This window comes from Streptomyces sp. N35, from assembly GCF_016464295.1.
In the GTDB taxonomy this organism is placed as follows: domain Bacteria; phylum Actinomycetota; class Actinomycetes; order Streptomycetales; family Streptomycetaceae; genus Streptomyces.
Genome location: NZ_JAEIMH010000044.1, coordinates 55,507 through 72,744, shown reverse-complemented (window position 1 = coordinate 72,744; position 17,238 = coordinate 55,507). Strand labels below are relative to the sequence as shown.

Genomic DNA, 17,238 nt, shown 5'->3' with positions numbered 1-17,238 from the left:
GCCCGCGCGGGGCCAGCTACGACTCCCCGCCGCGCTTCGTGCCCATGACCGCCGGCGTCGCGCTGCCGCTCGCCGCGGCCGCGCCCGCGGTGTATCTGCTGGGGCGCGCGATCGGCTGACCGTCTCGGCCCGTACGGCGCTGGGGTGGCCCTTCCCTGACAGGAGGGGCCACCCCAGCGGCGTTGTCACAGCTGTTCGACAAGATCTCGAGTGTTCGACGTTGCCGCAGGGGACACGGTTAGGCTCCCCGCAAAGACACCTGAGGTGGGGGCAACACCGTGCGCGGACTGCGAATACTCCTGATCATCGCCGTGATCCTGGGCGGACTCTTCATCGCGGCCGACCGCATCGCCGTGGGCTTCGCCGAGGACGAGGCCGCGGACAAGATACGCGTCAGCGAGGGCCTGGCCGAGAAGCCGGACGTCTCCATCAACGGCTTCCCCTTCCTGACCCAGCTCGCCGGCGGCAAGCTCGACGACGTCTCGATCGGCATCGACGACTACGAGGCACCCGCCGAGGACGGCAAGAAGATCCGTATCGCCGAGCTGGACGCCACGATGCGCGGCGTCGAGTTCTCCGACAGCTACAGCTCGGCCACCGCCGACAGCGCCGACGGCTCCGCGCTCATCGCGTACGACGAACTCCTGAAGGCCGCGAAGGTGGAGTCCGCACAGGTCGCTCCCGGGATGACGGCCAAGGTCGTGGGACTCTCCGCGGCGGACAACGGCAAGATCAAGGTGGCCATCGAGGTCACGGCCTTCGGCAAGAAGCTCCCGCCGATCGGTGTGACCAGCACGGTCACGGTCGAGGACGGCAACACGGTCTACGTCCACGCCGACGCGATGCCCAAGCTGGCCGGTGTCTCCGTCGCGGACCGCAAGATGCGCGAGATCACCGACTTCAAGCAGAAGATCGACGGGCTGCCCGCGGGCATCGATCTCAAGTCGGTCCGGTCGGCCGAGAAGGGTGTGGAGATCGCGGTCACCGGCACCCAGGTCAAGCTGGTCGGCTGACGCTCCGCGGCACACCTCGCGGCACACCCCGCGCCACAGTCCGCGGCTCTCCCCGCGCCACAGTCCGCGGCACCCCTCCGTATCAGCGATGTATCCCGTAGTGCGAGACGAAGCAGTCCATCTTCGGGGTGTGACGGGCGCGACACCGCCTCCCGGACCCCGTCACCCCCGGCCTCGGGGCCCTTCCGTCCCGGCATTCGGACGATCGCGTATCAAAATACGGACGACCGGTGACACGGCGACCGATACGTCCCTACGATCGGGCCCATGAAGCAACAGGCGGCGGATCTCACGAAGCGGCGGGCAGTGGACCTGTGCCGCGTCGCCGCCATGCTCTGTCGCACCGCCTGAGCGGGCATCCGGCCTGTCCGGCCACCACCTCCCGCTTTCCCCGGACCTCTTGAGCCGTCACGGCTCGGGGTCACCCCGTGCCCGTGCGCGCACCCCGTTTTCGCATGCCTTGCCGCATCCCTGCCGTAACTGCCCCGGAGGAGACAGCACATGAGCCGCAATGACGTCCTGGTGGACGCCGACTGGGTCGAGGCCAACCTCGACAACCCCAAGGTCGCCATCGTCGAGGTCGACGAGGACGCCTCGGCGTACGACAAGAACCACATCAAGAACGCCATCAAGATCGACTGGAAGCAGGACCTGCAGGACCCGGTCCGCCGCGACTTCGTCGACCAGGCCGGCTTCGAGAAGCTGCTCTCCGAGCGCGGTATCGCCAACGACGACACCGTGGTGCTCTACGGCGGCAACAACAACTGGTTCGCCTCGTACGCCTACTGGTACTTCAAGCTCTACGGCCACCAGGACGTGAAGCTCCTCGACGGCGGCCGCAAGAAGTGGGAGCTCGACTCCCGTGACCTGGTCACCGAGATCGCCGCGCGCCCGGCGACCGAGTACAAGGCCAAGGCCCAGAACACCGCGATCCGCGCCTTCCGCGACGACGTCGTGAGCGCGATCGGCACCCAGAACCTGGTCGACGTGCGCTCGCCCGACGAGTTCAGCGGCAAGCTGCTCGCCCCGGCGCACCTGCCGCAGGAGCAGTCGCAGCGCCCCGGCCACGTGCCGAGCGCCCGCAACATCCCGTGGTCCAAGAACGCCAACGACGACGGCACCTTCAAGTCGGACGACGAGCTCAAGCAGCTCTACGCCGACGAGCAGGTCGACCTCGCCACGGACACCATCGCGTACTGCCGTATCGGCGAGCGCTCGGCCCTGACCTGGTTCGTGCTGCACGAGCTGCTCGGTGTCGAGAACGTCAAGAACTACGACGGCTCCTGGACCGAGTACGGCTCCCTCGTCGGCGTGCCGATCGAGCTCGGCTCCAACTGACCTTCCGCTGACCTTCCTTCGAAAGGATTCGACCTATGTGTGGAGCGCAGGCCGGCGGCCCCGACGCCTCGACGATCAAGCCCGGTGAGACCACCATCCAGGGCCAGGTGACCCGCGACGGCGAGCCCGTCACGGGGTATGTGCGACTGCTCGACTCGACCGGTGAGTTCACCGCCGAGGTGCCCACCTCGGCGACCGGGCAGTTCCGGTTCTACGCGGCCGAGGGCACGTGGACGCTGCGGGCGCTCGTGCCCGGCGGCACCGCGGACCGCACGGTGGTCGCGCAGACCGGCGGCCTCGCCGAGGTCGCGATCGCGGTCTGAGCACCGCTACGGCAGCGTGAGCGCTGCCTGCTGAAACGGCCGGAGGGCCGCACCCCTGGGGGTTGGACGCTTACCAGGCAACGGGTGCGGTCCTCCGGCTTGTTGTTACGGGGGCGGCTTGCGCTTGCCGTCCAGCTCGTCCCACCAGTCGTCGGACTTGGAATCCCCCGAGGGGTCGTCCCACCAGCGGTCCTCCGGTCCACGCCGGTTGGCGACGATCGCGGCGACCGGCGGGATCACCATGGCGACCACGCACATCCCGACCGCGACCGGGACCGACCACAGCCGGACGATGGCCCACGCCAGCACGAAGAGGCCGATGCACAGGCCCATCATGGCGAAGTAGACGTGCCGCCTTCGCGTGTACATCTCTCCAGAGTAGGCGTCTGGGGCGGGGCACGCCGATGAGCTTGGGAGCGGAGGTATCCCGGGGTTTGCGGGGGCTCCTATTCGTCGCCCCCAGCGCAATGAGCCGCAAGCCCCGCCAGGATCATCTCGGAGCCCTCGCGCGCCTGGTCGTGGGCCTCCTGCGTGGCGCAGGTCTGGCTGAGCGTCGCCTTCGTGCCGCTGCCGCTCTCCTCGAAGGCGACCTGCATGACCTCAGGGGCCTGACCCGGCACGTCCATCGTGAGCACGATCCGCTCGTGCTCGACGACCTCGCGGAACTCACCGCTCAGCGGGAACTGCCCGCCGTCCGGCATCCCGAGTGTCGCCTTCCACGGTCCGCCCGGCCGTACGTCGATCTCCACCGTGCCCTCCACGGCCCCGAACCAGGACGGCCACTCGGCCGCGGTCGTGTAGGCCTGCCACACGCGGGACACCGGGGCGGCGATCTCGCGGGAGACGGAGTAGGAGAACCCGCCGGCGTCGCTGCTGTTCTGCTCGCTCATGGTCGTATGCCTCTCGTGTGATGCTCAATTGGCCGCTGCTTACGACAAGTTGACGGATGGCGGCGCGGAAAGTCATCGGTGCCGGAGCGATTGGCTGCTTGTGTACCGGTGGCGGAGGGTGCGAGCGGTTCTGCGGTGATGTGGTTCCTCGCAGGTCAGGAGGTGTCCGAACCGTTATCCGGAGTCGTACAACTCCTCGCGATTCCCGGGGGTCTTCTGGGCGCGCCGATACGGAATCGGCACTTCGGGTTCGGTGAACCCGGTGAGTCCTGAGAGTCCTGGGGGGACCGTGGAACCAGCAGCACCGCCGATGCCGGAGTTCCGGCCGGCGACCGACGAGTCGCCACCGACACCGATACCGCAGGAGCCCGACGCGGCTCCCGAGCGCCCGAAGCGCCGCCGCGGTCGCACGACCGCCCTGATTCTCGCCGCGGCGCTGCTCGGCGTCGCGGGCGGCACGGCCTTCGGCTACACCGTCCAGGCGGAGCGCGAGCCGACGCCGCTGCCGGCGCTGAGCCAGCAGGACCTGGCGTACCCCGCGAAGTCCGACAAGGCGGCGAAGTCCGCGGCGCTCGGCGGCAAGACCAACGGGGATCTGCGCAAGCTTCTGGTGGGCAAGCCGAAGGGGGCGAAGAGCACCCTGCTCAGTTCGCTCTGGGACGGCTACATGCCTGTGCCGTCGTACGTCGAGGAGTACGAGAATCCGAAGTGGATGCTGGAGGAGCTCACCAGGCAGAGCATCCGCCGGGTCGCGGCGGTCGACTGGGAGCAGGGCTACAAGGAGACCCAGGTTCGCCTCGTGCAGTTCCGGGCGGACGGTGGCTTCGGTGCAGTCGAGCACGCCCGTGACCAACTGACGTACATGCCGTACGAGAAGAACGGCGCCGGCAACGAAGGCCACGCGATCAAGGGCAGCGCCGAGGGGCGGGCGTTCGTGTACCCCGTGCAGAACAAGCCCGGCTATCTCCCGCTCTACAAGGCACGCGCCATCGCATTCCGCGGTGACCTCATGGTCGACATCCACATCTTCGATACGAAACCGATCAAGGTGAGCGAGATCCGTTCCCTGGTGGAACGGCAGGTGGGACGGCTGTGAGCGACGCACCCTTCGACTCGGCGCCCGCAATGCCGGGCACTCCTGACGTACCGGAGACCCTGGACGGTGTCCCGGAGACCCTCGACGGCGGCGCCGACCGTCCGGCCTCGGCGCGCGTCCGCCGTATCGCGGCCGTCGTGCTGCCGGTCGTCCTGGTCCTCGGCGCCCTGGGCGGAGCCGCCTTCCACGTCAACTCGACGGTGGACAAGGCGGATACCACGGTCAAGACCGAGAGCTGGGCCGAGAACGCGGCGACCGGAGGTGCCGACCCGGCGGGCGGTGCCCACAAGGGCCGTCACGACAACGCCCTGAGCAAGCTGCTGCTGCCGGTGCCCGGGGGCTTTGTCCTCGGCCCGGACCTCGACGAGAACGGCAACGACAGCCACCAGACCGGCAAGCAGGCCACCGCCCAGCTGAAGGCGAGCGGCAAGGGACTGACCGGCAAGGCTCGCCGGGACTGGGAGAAGCGCGTCGACAAGTTCGGTGTGCAGGGCACGGCCGGGCGTTCCTATTCCGGCTCGAATCTCCTGGCGGAGGTCACGGTCTCGACGATGAAGGACCGCAAGGCGCTGCGCGAGATGCACACCTTCAGCACCGGACTCTTCGACGACCTGCCGGGCGTCACGAAGGGGCCGAAGATCGAGGGCCACGCGGGCACCAAGTGCTTCCTCTCCAAGAGCGAGGAGAAGGACGGCATCGACAGCATGTTCTGCTCCGCGTACGAGAAGGACGTCCTCGTCTCCTTCGCCTTGTCCGGCGGTCGGCCGCTGAACAAATCCGACGCCGCCGACTTCGTGAAGAAGCAGCTCGACCACATCGATTCGCCGGGGGAGTACGTATGACCGACCAGCAGGCGCCCCCGATCGGCAGCGCCGTCACGGAAGTCGAGGCGGCCGGCCCGGACACGTTCATCGCGCCGCCGCCCCCGAAGGCCTCGCTCAAGGACCGCCGTGTCCTGCGGGCCATCGCCCGCTGGACGCTCGCCGTCGTGGTGTGCGGCGGACTCGGTACGGGTGCCGCGCTCGGCATCACGTCCCAGGAGCGCACCGATGTGCCGGGCCTCGCCACACAGGGCGACGGGCGCTGGGAGTACCCGCACCTGAAGCTCCCCGCGCTGCCCGCGAACGCCCCGCGGCCGTTCAGTGACGCGAACCCCGGCAATATCCACCACGCCGCGTTGAAGGACCTGCTGCTGCCGGCGCCCGCGGGGGCGAAGAGCGACTCGGGCGCCAAGCCGGTGAAGCCGGCGGAGTTCACCGCGCTGTACGCGAAGGGCGACCAGGCCGCCGTGCGCGACGGTCTGCGCGACCTCGCGGTACGCGAGATCGTGGGCCGGTCCTGGACGGCCGCCGACGGCACCGAGAGCCGGATCCACCTGCTCCGTTTCTCCTCGGTCGGGTACGCGGACCAGTTCCTGGACGGCATCAGCTACATGGACGGCGGCGTCAACGCGGCGAACGACTCGGGCCTCGACCTGGTGGACATCGCCGAGGCCGGGCTCGACGAGAAGTGGGAGAACGCCGGCGCGCTGTACGAGACGCGCCAGTACGTCTACGCGCAGACCGGCGGCGACCGCGGCCGGATGGCCTATCTCGCATCCGGCGACACCGTCGCCCTGATCACCCACACGAAGAAGGGCGGCGCCGAGCGCATCCCCTTCCACCAGACCGTCGTCCTGCAGACCCAGCTCCTGAGCTGAGCCGGGGCCCGAAGGGCCCACCTCACAGCGACCCCCGGGCCCCAGCCGACTAAGCTGGGGCCCGGCCCGTACCTGCCACCACAGCTCACAAGGAGCACCCCCGTGCTTGAGGCATTCTTCTCAGCCCTGCTCGTTCTGGTCTGCGTCGGCGTTCTCGCCTTCGCCGGACTGACCGTGAAGAAGCTGTACCAGGGTCAGCGCTGACCACCCGTTCGTACTGAGAGCTGCTCATGATCGAGATCCCGTCCGACCTGAACCCCTCCCTCGTGCCCCTCGCCTTCCTGCTCGGCAACTGGGCGGGCGCGGGTGTCTCCGACTTCCCCGGCGCCGAGAAGTGCAACTTCGGGCAGGAGGTCAGCTTCAGCCACGACGGCCGTGACTTCCTCGAGTACCAGTCGCGTACGTGGGTCCTGGACGCCGAGGGCAACAAGGTCAAGCCGCTCGAGACCGAGTCCGGGTTCTGGCGGATCGACGCCGAGCGCAAGGTCGAGGTCGTGATGGTCCGCGACGACGGTGTCGTCGAGGTCTGGTACGGCGAGCTGGCCGACAAGAAGCCGCAGATCGACCTGGCCACGGACGCCATCGCGCGCACCGCCGCCTCCGGTCCGTACAGCGGCGGCAAGCGGCTGTACGGCTACGTCAAGGGCGACCTGATGTGGGTCGGCGAGAAGCAGACCCCCGAGGTCCCGCTCCGTCCGTACATGTCGGCGCAGCTGAAGAAGGTCGTCACGCCCGAGGAAGTCGCCGAGATGGCGCGCAACCTCGGCGATCTGCCGGACGACGGGATCGCGTTCTTCAAGTAGGCCCTCCGAGCAGGTCCTCCAAGCAGGCCCGCACGCTTCAAGCACAGGCGGCATCCGGGAACGGGTGCCGCCTTTTGCATGCGCCCGCCCTCGCCAACCCCGCCGACGGCCGCCCGCGCACGGTCAGTGAGCCGGGTACCGCGATCGGGTCCGAGCCGCCTGAACCTCCGGGGTACCCGCCTACACTGGGCCCTGTGGTGAGCACCGACTGGAAGAGCGATCTGCGGCAGCGCGGCTACCGGCTGACGCCGCAGCGTCAGCTTGTCCTCGAAGCCGTGGACACCCTCGAGCACGCGACGCCCGACGACATCCTGGCCGAGGTCCGCAGGACCGCGTCCGGGGTGAACATCTCCACGGTCTACCGCACGCTCGAACTGCTCGAGGAGCTGGGTCTTGTCAGCCATGCCCACCTCGGGCACGGCGCCCCCACGTACCACCTCGCGGACCGCCATCACCATCTGCATCTGGTCTGCCGCGACTGTACGAACGTGATCGAGGCGGATGTGTCGGTGGCCGCCGACTTCAAGGCGAAGCTGCAGAGCGAATTCGGCTTCGACACCGATATGAAGCACTTCGCGATCTTCGGCCGCTGCAAGGACTGCACGACGAAGGACCCGAAGGCCCCGCAGGCCCCGAAGGACGCGAAGGCCGCCGGTCCCGGGAAATAGACCGGTCCCGCGGAGCCGAACCGGAAATAAAACCGCCCCCCACCCCGTAGTTACGTGAGTGACCACCATGAAGAGCCCCCTGCTGTCCCTGCCCGGCGCCGTCCCCGCCGAGGGCGCCGATGAAGGCGTCGCCGCGCACTACGGCGAGCTGTACGGGGAGCAGCGCGCTCTCGCGGACGGGCGCGGCGTCGTCGACCTCTCGCACCGCGGGGTCCTGACGGTCACCGGCGACGACCGGCTCAGCTGGCTGCACCTGCTGCTCACCCAGCACGTCAGCGACCTGCCGCCGGGCCGGGCCACCGAGGCGCTGATCCTCTCCGCCAACGGCCACATCGAGCACCACCTCTCCCTCGTGGACGACGGAACGACCACCTGGGCGCACTTCGAGGCGGGCACGGGCGAGGCGCTGTTCGCGTACCTGGAGTCGATGAAGTTCTTCTACCGGGTCGAAGTGGCCGACCGCACCGAGGAGTTCGCGGTGGTGCACCTGCCCGCCGGCTCGATCGCCGCGGTCCCCGAGGGCGTGGTCGCCCGCGAGACGGCGTACGGCCGTGATCTCTTCCTGCCGCGCGCCGACGTCGAGCCGTACGTGGCGGAGCACGGCCCCGCGGCCGGCATCCTCGCGTACGAGGCGCTGCGCGTGGAGGCGCACCGGCCGCGGCTCGGCTTCGAGACCGACCACCGCACCATCCCGCACGAGCTGGGCTGGATCGGCTCGGCCGTCCACCTCCAGAAGGGCTGCTACCGCGGCCAGGAGACGGTCGCCCGCGTCCAGAACCTGGGCAAGCCCCCGCGCCGCCTGGTCTTCCTGCACCTGGACGGCAGCGAGGTCCATCTGCCCGGCCACGGCACGGAGGTCCGCCTGGCGTCCGACGGTCCCGAGGGCCGCAAGATCGGCTTCGTCACCACCTCGGCCCGCCACCACGAACTGGGCCCGATCGCGCTCGCGCTGGTGAAGCGGAACATTCCCGTGGACGCCCCGCTCCTGGTCGGCGCCACCGCCGCGGCTCAGGAAGTCGTCGTAGAGCCGTAAGCCCGTACGGCTACATCTCCAGCAGTACGGTGAACGGCCCGTCGTTCGTCAGCGACACCCGCATCGACGCACCGAACCGCCCCGTCCCCACCGTCGCCCCCAACGCCCGCAGCTGAGCGACCACTTCGTCGACCAGCGGCTCGGCGACATCGCCGGGCGCGGCCGCGTTCCAGGTGGGGCGGCGCCCCTTGCGGGCGTCGCCGTACAGCGTGAACTGGGAGATCACCAGGAGCGGTGCGTCGAGGTCCGAGCAGGACTTCTCGTCGGCCAGGATCCGCAGGGTCCAGAGCTTGCGGGCCAGCTGGGCGGCCTTCTCCTTGGTGTCGTCATGGGTGACGCCGACCAGGACGCACAGGCCCTCGCCGCTGAACTCGCCCGTCGTCCGCGGACCGTCCTCACCCTGGACGACGACACTCGCCCCGTTCGCTCTCTGCACCACCGCACGCATACGCCACATCATGCCGTGCCCCCGAACGGCAGCACCGAACAGGCACCCCGTGAGGGGGCGAAAGCTGCCAACTGCCGGGTGAACAACGGCAGAAGTTCCCCCACGCGCCCCATCCGCCGCGTAATGCCATGCACCTATCCGGGGCCGATCGAGTGCACTCCGCCACATATCCCCCACACTCAGTGGCACGATGCACACACGCGGTGCACCGCACCGAGCGAGGGTGGGGGTCCCCCCCTGCTCGAGCCAAGCGAAAGCTTGGGGGAGGAACAGTCGCATGAGCACTCCGAGTACCGGACAGCCTTCCGGGCCCGTGCCGACAGCCCGCACGGCACAGGCGGAAGCTGCCGCAGTACCGCGTCCGCCGGTTCAGCGCACGAACAGCCCTTCCCCGAGCTCTTCGAGCAGGGGAGGCCCCATGCCCGAGCTGCCCGAGCACGACCTGGGGGCGCTCAGGCTGCCGGAGCTGCGCCGGCTGCGCCGTACTTCCCAGCAGGACGAGGCGGACCTCAGCTATCTGCGCCGGCTGCTCCAGGGCCGCATCGACATCCTGCGCGCCGAGCTCGCCCGCCGGCTGCACGCCCGTGCGCCGGAGGCCGCGGCGCCGGACCCGGCCATCGTGGAGCGGCTCTCCGAGATCCTCGCCGACGCCCCCTCCACGCACCGTTCCTCCGCCCGCCATGTCACGCTCGGTACGCCCCATGGCGAGGAGTACCGGCTGCTCGCCGCCGAGATGCTCGCCGAGGTGGAGCTGAGCGACCTCGACGCCCGTACGGACGAAGAGCTGCACACCGCGATGGGCCGCCTTGTCCGCCATGAACAGCAGGTCTCCCGGCGCCGTCAGGCGCTCCAGCGGACCGCCGACGATTGCAGCGCGGAGATCGCGCGCAGGTACCGTGAGGGCGAAGCACAAGTAGACGACCTGCTCTCCTGAGCCCCTGGGGTGACAGGGCGGGCGGGCCCGCGCCACCGGAAGGCCGACGATGACCTCCACCGCCCCCGCCCCGATACCTCCGGTCCTCGCCGAGGTCGTACGTTCCGGCTTCGTCGAGGGCCATCACCGGGGCTCCCTGGTCGTGCTCGCCGCGGACGGCACCGTGGAGCACGCGGTCGGCGACATCACGACACCCGTCTTCCCGCGCTCGTCCAACAAGCCCATGCAGGCCGCCGCGATCCTGCGCGCGGGGCTTGACCTGAGCGGCGAACGGCTCGCGCTGACCGCGGCCAGCCACTCCGGCGAACCCTTCCACCTGGACCTCGTCCGCAAGATGCTCGCCGAGCAGGGCCTTTCCGAGACCCAGCTGCAGTGCCCGCCGGACCTGCCGCTCGACCCGGTCGAGGCCGAGACCTATCTGGCCGCCGGGCACGCCCGTGAGCGCGTCACCATGAACTGCTCGGGCAAGCACACCTCGATGATCGCGGCCTGCGTGAAGGCGGGCTGGCCGACCGAGACGTACCTGGACCCGGCCCACCCGCTGCAGCAGCTCATCCGCGAGGTCGTCGAGACGGCCGCCGGCGAGCGGGTCGCGTCCATCGGCACGGACGGATGCGGCGCGCCCCTGATGGCGCTGACGCTGCCCGGCCTGGCCCGCGCCTTCCGCCACTTCGTGCTCGCCCCTTCCGGTACGCCGGAACGCCGCGTCGCGGACGCCATGCGCGCCCACCCCGAGTACGTCGCGGGCACCCGGCGCCCGGACACCTGGCTGATGCGCGAGGTGCCCGGCACGCTCTCGAAGATGGGCGCCGAGGCGGTCCAGGCGGTCGCGCTGCCGGACGGCCGTGCGCTCGCGTTCAAGATCGACGACGGTGCGACCCGGGCGCTGGGCCCGGTCCTGTCCCGCGCTCTTGAACTGATGGGCGTCGACGCGTCGGTGGTGGCACGGATCGGCGAGGCTCCGCTGCTCGGCGGCGGGATTCCGGTGGGGGAGATCCGCGCGGCCTTCTGAGCCCTGGTCCACCGACAAGAGCTCGTTTCTGTTTCTGCTGATACACCCCTTGCGTCCTGCCGGCGGGGGCGGCCTCCCGCCGCGGGGCCCTTTTCTTTCGCCGGCAGGTTCCGACCTGCCGGCGGACGCCTTTTCGTTCTCGGCAGCAGAATCTATACGCACGTATTGAACGTACGTATATGACGGCCGTATAGTTCCGGCATGTGGTTGTGGCGCCACCTTGGCGTCGCGGTTGACCTCGGGTGGTGCCGCAATCGCGAGCCCGTGACCTGCTATTTCTGTCGATGGCTTCAGTGTGGCGCCACTTTTGGCGCGTGAAGCGCCAATAGTGGCTCGCCATGGCGCCATAACTGTGCCATGATGGCGCCACCGGTTAGTTCGGGGCTCGGCCGCGGTCTCAGTGGCAGGAGACCGGGCGCCGGTGTCACAGAAAAGCCGTCGGTGCCGTCAAAGGGGTGTGGGGATCGTGGAGACAGGACACAGCAGCCAGCAGGCGCCGGGCGCCTTCGCGGCCTTCGCGCGCTTCGTGCTCTGCGGCGGCGGGGTCGGGGTCGCCTCCAGCTTCGCCGTGGCGGGCCTGGCCTCCCTGATGCCCTGGATCCTGGCCAACGCGCTCATCACCGTGGCGTCCACACTGCTCGCCACCGAACTGCACGCCCGGTTCACCTTCGGCGCCGGCGGGCGCGCGACCTGGCGCCAGCACTGGCAGTCGGCCGGATCCGCGGCGGCCGCGTACGCGGTGACCTCCGTGGCGATGCTGGTCCTGACGCAGCTGGTGGCCTCGCCGGGCGCGGTGCTCGAGCAGATCGTCTACCTGTTGGCCTCCGGGTTCGCGGGCATCGGCCGGTTCGTGGTCCTGCGGGTCGTGGTCTTCGCCCGCAGCCGGTCGCAGGCCGCGCCGGTGGCCGCCGTGGTCCGGGCGCAGGCGCCGGTCGGCGCCCAGGCGCTCTGCCCGGCCGCCTGAAACCCGGATGCATCGGGCACCGCACCCCGCCTACCGTGGCCCGTATGGTCGAAATCCGTTCTCTCGCAGACGCCGACGTAGCCGACTGGTCCCGGGCCCTGAACACCGGGTTCCTGCGCAGTCCGGCCCTCACCGAAGAGCAAGTGGCCGACCGCCGCTCCTCGATCGACCTCTCCCGCACCCTCGGCGCCTTCGATGAAGGCCGCTGTGTGGCCACCTTCCGTTCCTTCGCGCAGAAGCTCACCGCCGTCGGCGGCGCGGACGTCGCGGCCGACGCGGTCACCAACGTCACGGTCTCGCCGACGCACCGCCGCCGCGGTCTGCTGAGCCGGATGATGGCGCAGGACCTGGACGCGGCGAAGGAGCGCGGTGATGTCGTCGCCACGTTGATCGCCGCGGAGTACCCGATCTACGGACGGTACGGATTCGGGCCCGCCACCTGGACCACCCAGTGGGAGCTCGACGTCCCGCGCGCGGGACTCGACCCGCGCTGGTCAGGGCCCGACGACGGTGGCCGGATCGATCTGGTCGACGGCGCGGACGTCCGCAAGCTCGGACCCGATCTGCATGAACGGCTGCGGGTCCGCCAGCCCGGCGCGGTCGACCGCAACGAACGCTGGTGGAAGCAGAACACCGGCCTGCTCCAGGACCAGTTCCACTCCTGGAGCGAACCGCACTACGCCGTCTATCGCTCGCCGTCCGGCGAAGTCGAGGGTCTGGTCGCCTATGAGCCGGTGCCGGACTGGAGCGACAACAAACTGCCGCAGAACACGGCGAAGGTGCGCGGCCTGGACGCGGTCACGCCGGCCGCCGAGCGCGCGCTGTGGCAGTACCTGGTCTCCATCGACTGGATCCTCAAGGTCCGCACCGGCCATCGCGCCCCCGACTCGCTGATCCCGCTGTACTTCCCGGATCCCCGCGCCGCCCGGGTGGTCACCCAGGCCGATTTCCTCTGGGTGCGGATCCTCGATGTCGTACGGGCGCTGGAGACGCGGACGTACAACGGCGCCGGATCCCTCGTCCTGGAGATCAGGGACCCGGCGGGCTACACCGGCGGGCGGTACCGGCTCGACGCCGGTCCGCAGGGTGCGGCCTGTGTGCCGACCACGGAGAGTGCGGAACTCTCCATGGACGTACGGGAGTTGGCGACGCTCTGGCTCGGTGACGAGTCGGCCGTACGGCTCGCCGCGCTCGGCACCGTGACCGAGGAGCGTCCGGGCGCCGCCGCGGCGGCGGACGCCCTGCTGCGTACGTCCAGGCGACCGTGGTGCCCGGACATGTTCTGACATGTTCTGAAACACCCGTCGGTCGGCCGACCGGACTCCCCGCTCCCCTCCGGCGGGGAGCCCGGTCAGCCGGACTGGGCGAGCAGCATGACGAGGATGACCGCGCCGATGCTGCTGAACATGGTGTTCTTGGCCTTGATGCCGATGGTCAGCGCGACGAAGGCGATGATGCCCATCGGGCCGTACTTCCACTGGATCGCCTGCTCGAAGGCAAGGGCCAGGCCGGCGATGATGATGGCAATGAGCGGCATGACGTTCCCTCCTTGGGATAGGGGAGGAAGCTGCCTGGCGGCGGGTCACGCGTCGTCGGGTGCCAACCGTCCAGGGTCTGACCATGTTGCTCTGGGTGCATCCAGCTTGTCGGAGTTGGTAGCCAACTCTCAAGGGGTTTTTTGCCCTTGGGGCCGATCGATAACCAGGTTTCCAACAACTCCCCGAAGATGGCGGGAAGTTGTACTATTTGGTTGTGAGCCCGAATCGTGCTCCCCAGGATGAAGTCCACAGCGGTCCCCGCAGCGCGGAAAGCGCCCGCAGGTCGCACCGCGAGGTGGCGGATGAACTGCGCGCCCGGATCCGCAGCGGACAGCTGCAGCCGGGCCAACGGATGCCGACGCAGGCCAAGTTGGCAGATGAGTTCGGTGTCGAACGCGGCGCCGTACGGCAGGCGCTCGACATCCTCAAAGCCGAGCGGCTGCTCACGAATGTGACCAAGGGGAGCCCCGCGACGGTCGCCGTGGACGCGGCGGAGGTGATGCACTCCTTCGCGGGCGCCGAAGCCGCCCCGATGCCGACCACGGTCGCCCTCGGACCCCGGATCACCTCGGCGTTCTCGGCGCCCCAGGTGGAGATCGACGCGATCTGCCTGACGTCCATATCGCTGACCCTCGCGATCGGTGAACCGCTGCGGTACATCCACGCAGGGGGGCCGAAACCGGCCAGGGTCAATGTCCGGGTGCTGCTGCCGAGCCGCGATATCGACCTGGCCTTCCCGGTGCCGGTCGAAGGCGTATCCGCAGGCCAGGAGGCGATCAACCCCGTGCGCAGGCAGTGGCTCGCCCAGCGCAACGCGCAGGGTCAGGTGCTGAAGCACAATCTCCTCGCGCTGCGGGCCACGCACGGCATCGACGTCTCCGTCTCCTTCCGGGCGCTGCCGTTCACCCCGCCCGTGAAGCTCTATCTCCTCAACGGATCGGAAGCCCTCTTCGCGTACTACACGCTCACCAGGCGCGGCGCCGAGATCGATCACGAGTACCTCGAGATGTACGACGCCCAGGGGACGCAGTCGATGCTCTTCGCGTTCCAGCAGGGCGCCGGCCTGAGGGATACGACCTTCGTCGAGCAGTCGCATCTGTGGTTCAACGCGTTGTGGGAGACGATCAGTTCGCCGCTGGAGCTGGCCCCGCCCGGATTCTGACGGACGGGCCGGCCCCGCCGGGCCGGTGGGGCTCAGAGGGCGGGGCCGGCGACCAGGACCGCGAGCATGACGGCTCCGATGGAGCTGCAGGTGGGACTCTTGGCCTTGATGCCGATGCTCAGGAGCAGCAGGCCGATGATGCCCATGGGTCCGTACTGCCACTGCACCAGCTGCTCGAATCCGATGACGAAGACTGCACCAAGGAGCGCGATGACCGGCATGGTGGTTCCTCCTTCGGGGTGGGGAGGAGCTACGCGAACCAGCGACTGCCAACTTCGCTAGAACTTGGCTGTGGTTGGTTCCTAGTCTCACCAAGTTTCTTCCCTTGGTTCGTAGGTCGAAACAACTGCCGCCAGCTCAACGGGAGTTGTAACCTTCTGGTCGTGACCCAGGCCCAGGAGAGCGTGACGGTGAACGGCAGAAAGCCCTCGCACCAAGAGATCGCGGAGATACTCCGCAGCCGGATCAGGAACGGCGAACTGCAGCCCGGCAGCCGCCTTCCGACCCAGGGCCGGCTGGCGGAGGAGTTCGGCGTGGAGCGGGGCACGGTCCGCCTCGCCCTGAAGATGCTCCAGGACGACGGACTGCTCAAGAACGTCACCAAGGGCGCCCCGCCGCAGATCGCCCCCCGGGCCGCCCTGCCCACGCCCACCGGCCCGCAGCCCACGATGGTCGGCCTCGGCCCCCAACTGGTGCGCGCCTTCGGCCGCCCGCACGTGCGGATCGACGCGCTCAGCCTCACGTCCGAGACCTTGATGATCGCCCTGGGCGAGCCCCTGCGCCGGGTCCACGAGGGCAGCCTGCGCCCGGAGTCCATCGAGGTACGGCTGCTGCTGCCGAGCCGCGACATCGACCTGGCCTTCCCGGTCCCGGTCGAGGGCGACACGGAGGCGGTCCACAAGCGCTGGCTCGACCAGCGCAACGCCCAGGGGCAGGTCCTGAAGCACAATCTCCTCGCCCTGCGCTCCACCCACGAGGTCGACGTACGGGTCACGTTCAAGGCCCTGCCGTTCACCCCGCCGGTGAAGCTCTATCTCCTCAACGGCTCGGAAGCCCTCTTCGCGTACTACATGATCATGCGGCGCGAGGAGCCGATGGGCGGCGGTAGCGAGATGGTTGAGCTCTTCGACGCCCTGGGTACCAAGTCCCTGCTCTTCTCCTTCGAGAAGCCGGCCACGGGAGAACCGGGCGCGGGGGGCAAGGACGCTTCATTTGTGGAGGAGTCGCAGCAGTGGTTCGACGCACTCTGGAACACGATCGCCGGGGACCTGACACTCTCTTAGTGACTTCTGAAACGACACAGACCACTCAGGCGGCCCAAGTGATCGAGAGAGTCGGCGATTTGATCACCGGAAAACAGACGGTGCTCTTCGACTTCGACGGGCCGATCTGCCGGCTCTTCGCCGGACATCCGGCCGCCGATGTGACCCGGCGCCTGCTCGCCTGGCTCGACGAGAACGGCGGACCGGGCATCGTCGACCCCAACTGGGACGGCGACGACCCGCACGCCCTGCTGCGCGAGGTCGACCGCACCTACCCGGACCGCGAGCTGATCGAGGGCCTGGAGGACGAGCTCACCCGCGAGGAGCTCCTTGCCACGGTCAAGGCGTATCCCACCCCGTACGTGGACCGCCTGATCCAGACGTGGAGCGCCACGGGTGTCGGCCTGGCGGTGACGACCAACAACTCGCCGCGTGCGGTGGAGCGTTACCTGACCGAGCGCAACCTCCTGCGCTGCTTCGGCGGCGGCATCCACGGCCGCACCCACAAGGTCGACCACCTCAAGCCCGACCCCGACTGCCTGCACCGGGCCCTGGACTTCCTCGGTGCCGAGGCCTCCTCGGCCCTGATGATCGGCGACACCTCGGCCGACCTGCACGCGGCCCGCGCCGCGGGCGTCGACTTCCTCGGCTACGGCCGCGACCCGCACCGCCAGGAACGCCTGCGCTCCGCGGGAGCCGACCTCGTCGTCGACTCCCTGGGCCCGGTCCTCGACCTCGTCTGGGAGGCGGCGGCTCAGGCCTGAGCCAGGACTACCAGTGCGGCCATGGCGGCTGCGTAGGCGACTGCTGAATTGCGCGTACGGAGTGCCGTGGCCACAAGGGCGATGGTCACGATCACCGGACCACCTTCGATCAGGTGCATCTGGTCGAACAACTGCCAGAGCACCAAGGCCAGTTCGACCATTTCAGGGAACCTCACCATAGCGCCAACCCTCCCCTCTTCAGTCCAACTGGACTGGTTGTCTGAAAGGTATGTCCCCTGGACTTGTGATCGACAATCCAAGTCGCCACCTGCGCAGACAACTTGTCTGAAA

The 17,238-nt window shown here is 69.1% G+C and carries 23 protein-coding genes; 17 read left to right on the top strand and 6 right to left on the bottom strand.

The features are described 5' to 3' along the window. The first annotated feature begins 278 nt into the window (after positions 1-278). From JAO81_RS23805 to JAO81_RS23795, 4 genes are all read left to right on the top strand, one after another. Entirely contained in the window at positions 279-1,013 is a 735-nt protein-coding gene (locus JAO81_RS23805) for a DUF2993 domain-containing protein (protein WP_199549945.1), read from the top strand. 267 nt (positions 1,014-1,280) lie between these two features. Continuing rightward, complete coding sequence (locus tag JAO81_RS44045; RefSeq protein ID WP_352250015.1) at positions 1,281-1,364, top strand: putative leader peptide; 84 nt, start codon at positions 1,281-1,283, stop codon at positions 1,362-1,364. A 150-nt stretch (positions 1,365-1,514) separates the two neighbouring features. Further along, positions 1,515-2,351, top strand: a complete 837-nt coding sequence (locus JAO81_RS23800; protein ID WP_199549944.1) for a sulfurtransferase — start codon at positions 1,515-1,517, stop codon at positions 2,349-2,351. 35 nt (positions 2,352-2,386) lie between these two features. Continuing rightward, positions 2,387-2,674 (top strand): DUF1416 domain-containing protein, encoded by a 288-nt coding sequence (locus JAO81_RS23795; protein ID WP_165330787.1) that lies wholly within the window; start codon positions 2,387-2,389, stop codon positions 2,672-2,674. A gap of 105 nt (positions 2,675-2,779) precedes the next feature. On the opposite strand, the gene JAO81_RS23790 is transcribed toward JAO81_RS23795, so the two are convergent. Together JAO81_RS23790 and JAO81_RS23785 are read right to left on the bottom strand one after the other, a co-directional pair. Then, entirely contained in the window at positions 2,780-3,043 is a 264-nt protein-coding gene (locus JAO81_RS23790) for a DUF3099 domain-containing protein (protein WP_199549943.1), read from the bottom strand. A gap of 77 nt (positions 3,044-3,120) precedes the next feature. Beyond that, complete coding sequence (locus JAO81_RS23785; protein WP_199549942.1) at positions 3,121-3,564, bottom strand: SRPBCC domain-containing protein; 444 nt, start codon at positions 3,562-3,564, stop codon at positions 3,121-3,123. Positions 3,565-3,853: 289 nt separating this feature from the next. Between JAO81_RS23785 and JAO81_RS23780 the strand changes: the two genes are divergently transcribed. The 6 genes from JAO81_RS23780 (at position 3,854) to JAO81_RS23755 (ending at position 8,863) form a co-directional block, all read left to right on the top strand. Next, on the top strand, positions 3,854-4,660 hold the full coding sequence (locus tag JAO81_RS23780; RefSeq protein WP_307813600.1) for a hypothetical protein: 807 nt from the start codon (positions 3,854-3,856) through the stop codon (positions 4,658-4,660). Next, positions 4,657-5,502 (top strand): hypothetical protein, encoded by an 846-nt coding sequence (locus tag JAO81_RS23775; RefSeq protein ID WP_199549941.1) that lies wholly within the window; start codon positions 4,657-4,659, stop codon positions 5,500-5,502. The genes JAO81_RS23780 and JAO81_RS23775 overlap by 4 nt, the downstream gene beginning before the upstream one ends. After that, complete coding sequence (locus tag JAO81_RS23770) at positions 5,499-6,359, top strand: hypothetical protein (RefSeq protein WP_199549940.1); 861 nt, start codon at positions 5,499-5,501, stop codon at positions 6,357-6,359. The genes JAO81_RS23775 and JAO81_RS23770 overlap by 4 nt, the downstream gene beginning before the upstream one ends. A 230-nt stretch (positions 6,360-6,589) precedes the next feature. Beyond that, the gene (locus JAO81_RS23765) at positions 6,590-7,162 is read left to right on the top strand and encodes an FABP family protein (protein WP_199549939.1); all 573 of its coding nucleotides are present in this window, start codon (positions 6,590-6,592) and stop codon (positions 7,160-7,162) included. Positions 7,163-7,356: 194 nt separating this feature from the next. Continuing rightward, positions 7,357-7,830 carry a Fur family transcriptional regulator gene (locus JAO81_RS23760; protein ID WP_199549938.1) on the top strand — a complete coding sequence of 158 codons (474 nt, stop codon included), beginning with the start codon at positions 7,357-7,359 and terminating at the stop codon, positions 7,828-7,830. Between the two features lie 67 nt (positions 7,831-7,897). Then, positions 7,898-8,863 carry a folate-binding protein YgfZ gene (locus JAO81_RS23755; protein ID WP_199549937.1) on the top strand — a complete coding sequence of 322 codons (966 nt, stop codon included), beginning with the start codon at positions 7,898-7,900 and terminating at the stop codon, positions 8,861-8,863. Positions 8,864-8,873: 10 nt separating this feature from the next. On the opposite strand, the gene dtd is transcribed toward JAO81_RS23755, so the two are convergent. Continuing rightward, positions 8,874-9,311, bottom strand: a complete 438-nt coding sequence (gene dtd, locus JAO81_RS23750) for a D-aminoacyl-tRNA deacylase (protein ID WP_199549936.1) — start codon at positions 9,309-9,311, stop codon at positions 8,874-8,876. A gap of 277 nt (positions 9,312-9,588) precedes the next feature. Between dtd and JAO81_RS23745 the strand changes: the two genes are divergently transcribed. From JAO81_RS23745 to JAO81_RS23730, 4 genes are all read left to right on the top strand, one after another. After that, positions 9,589-10,245, top strand: a complete 657-nt coding sequence (locus tag JAO81_RS23745) for an aerial mycelium formation protein (protein ID WP_199549935.1) — start codon at positions 9,589-9,591, stop codon at positions 10,243-10,245. A gap of 49 nt (positions 10,246-10,294) precedes the next feature. Then, a complete protein-coding gene (locus tag JAO81_RS23740) occupies positions 10,295-11,257 on the top strand; it encodes an asparaginase (protein WP_199549934.1) in 963 nt (320 codons plus the stop codon). A gap of 466 nt (positions 11,258-11,723) precedes the next feature. Next, entirely contained in the window at positions 11,724-12,221 is a 498-nt protein-coding gene (locus tag JAO81_RS23735; RefSeq protein WP_199549933.1) for a hypothetical protein, read from the top strand. Between the two features lie 44 nt (positions 12,222-12,265). Then, the gene (locus JAO81_RS23730; RefSeq protein ID WP_199549932.1) at positions 12,266-13,507 is read left to right on the top strand and encodes a GNAT family N-acetyltransferase; all 1,242 of its coding nucleotides are present in this window, start codon (positions 12,266-12,268) and stop codon (positions 13,505-13,507) included. Between the two features lie 65 nt (positions 13,508-13,572). Here the strand turns inward: JAO81_RS23730 and JAO81_RS23725 are convergent, their stop codons facing one another. Next, positions 13,573-13,758 (bottom strand): hypothetical protein, encoded by a 186-nt coding sequence (locus JAO81_RS23725; RefSeq protein WP_165330798.1) that lies wholly within the window; start codon positions 13,756-13,758, stop codon positions 13,573-13,575. Positions 13,759-13,967: 209 nt separating this feature from the next. Here JAO81_RS23725 and JAO81_RS23720 point away from each other — a divergent pair, with 209 nt between their 5' ends. After that, positions 13,968-14,921, top strand: a complete 954-nt coding sequence (locus JAO81_RS23720) for a winged helix-turn-helix domain-containing protein (protein ID WP_374194337.1) — start codon at positions 13,968-13,970, stop codon at positions 14,919-14,921. A gap of 32 nt (positions 14,922-14,953) precedes the next feature. On the opposite strand, the gene JAO81_RS23715 is transcribed toward JAO81_RS23720, so the two are convergent. After that, positions 14,954-15,142, bottom strand: a complete 189-nt coding sequence (locus JAO81_RS23715; RefSeq protein ID WP_199549931.1) for a hypothetical protein — start codon at positions 15,140-15,142, stop codon at positions 14,954-14,956. Between the two features lie 156 nt (positions 15,143-15,298). Between JAO81_RS23715 and JAO81_RS23710 the strand changes: the two genes are divergently transcribed. Together JAO81_RS23710 and JAO81_RS23705 are read left to right on the top strand one after the other, a co-directional pair. Continuing rightward, entirely contained in the window at positions 15,299-16,204 is a 906-nt protein-coding gene (locus JAO81_RS23710; RefSeq protein WP_199549952.1) for a GntR family transcriptional regulator, read from the top strand. Between the two features lie 38 nt (positions 16,205-16,242). After that, the gene (locus JAO81_RS23705) at positions 16,243-16,947 is read left to right on the top strand and encodes an HAD family hydrolase (RefSeq protein WP_307813597.1); all 705 of its coding nucleotides are present in this window, start codon (positions 16,243-16,245) and stop codon (positions 16,945-16,947) included. Here JAO81_RS23705 and JAO81_RS23700 read toward each other — a convergent pair. After that, positions 16,938-17,126: a hypothetical protein gene (locus JAO81_RS23700; protein WP_199549929.1), complete on the bottom strand. Its 189-nt coding sequence runs from the start codon at positions 17,124-17,126 to the stop codon at positions 16,938-16,940. The two genes, JAO81_RS23705 and JAO81_RS23700, sit on opposite strands and share 10 nt — an antisense overlap. Positions 17,127-17,238: the final 112 nt, after the last annotated feature.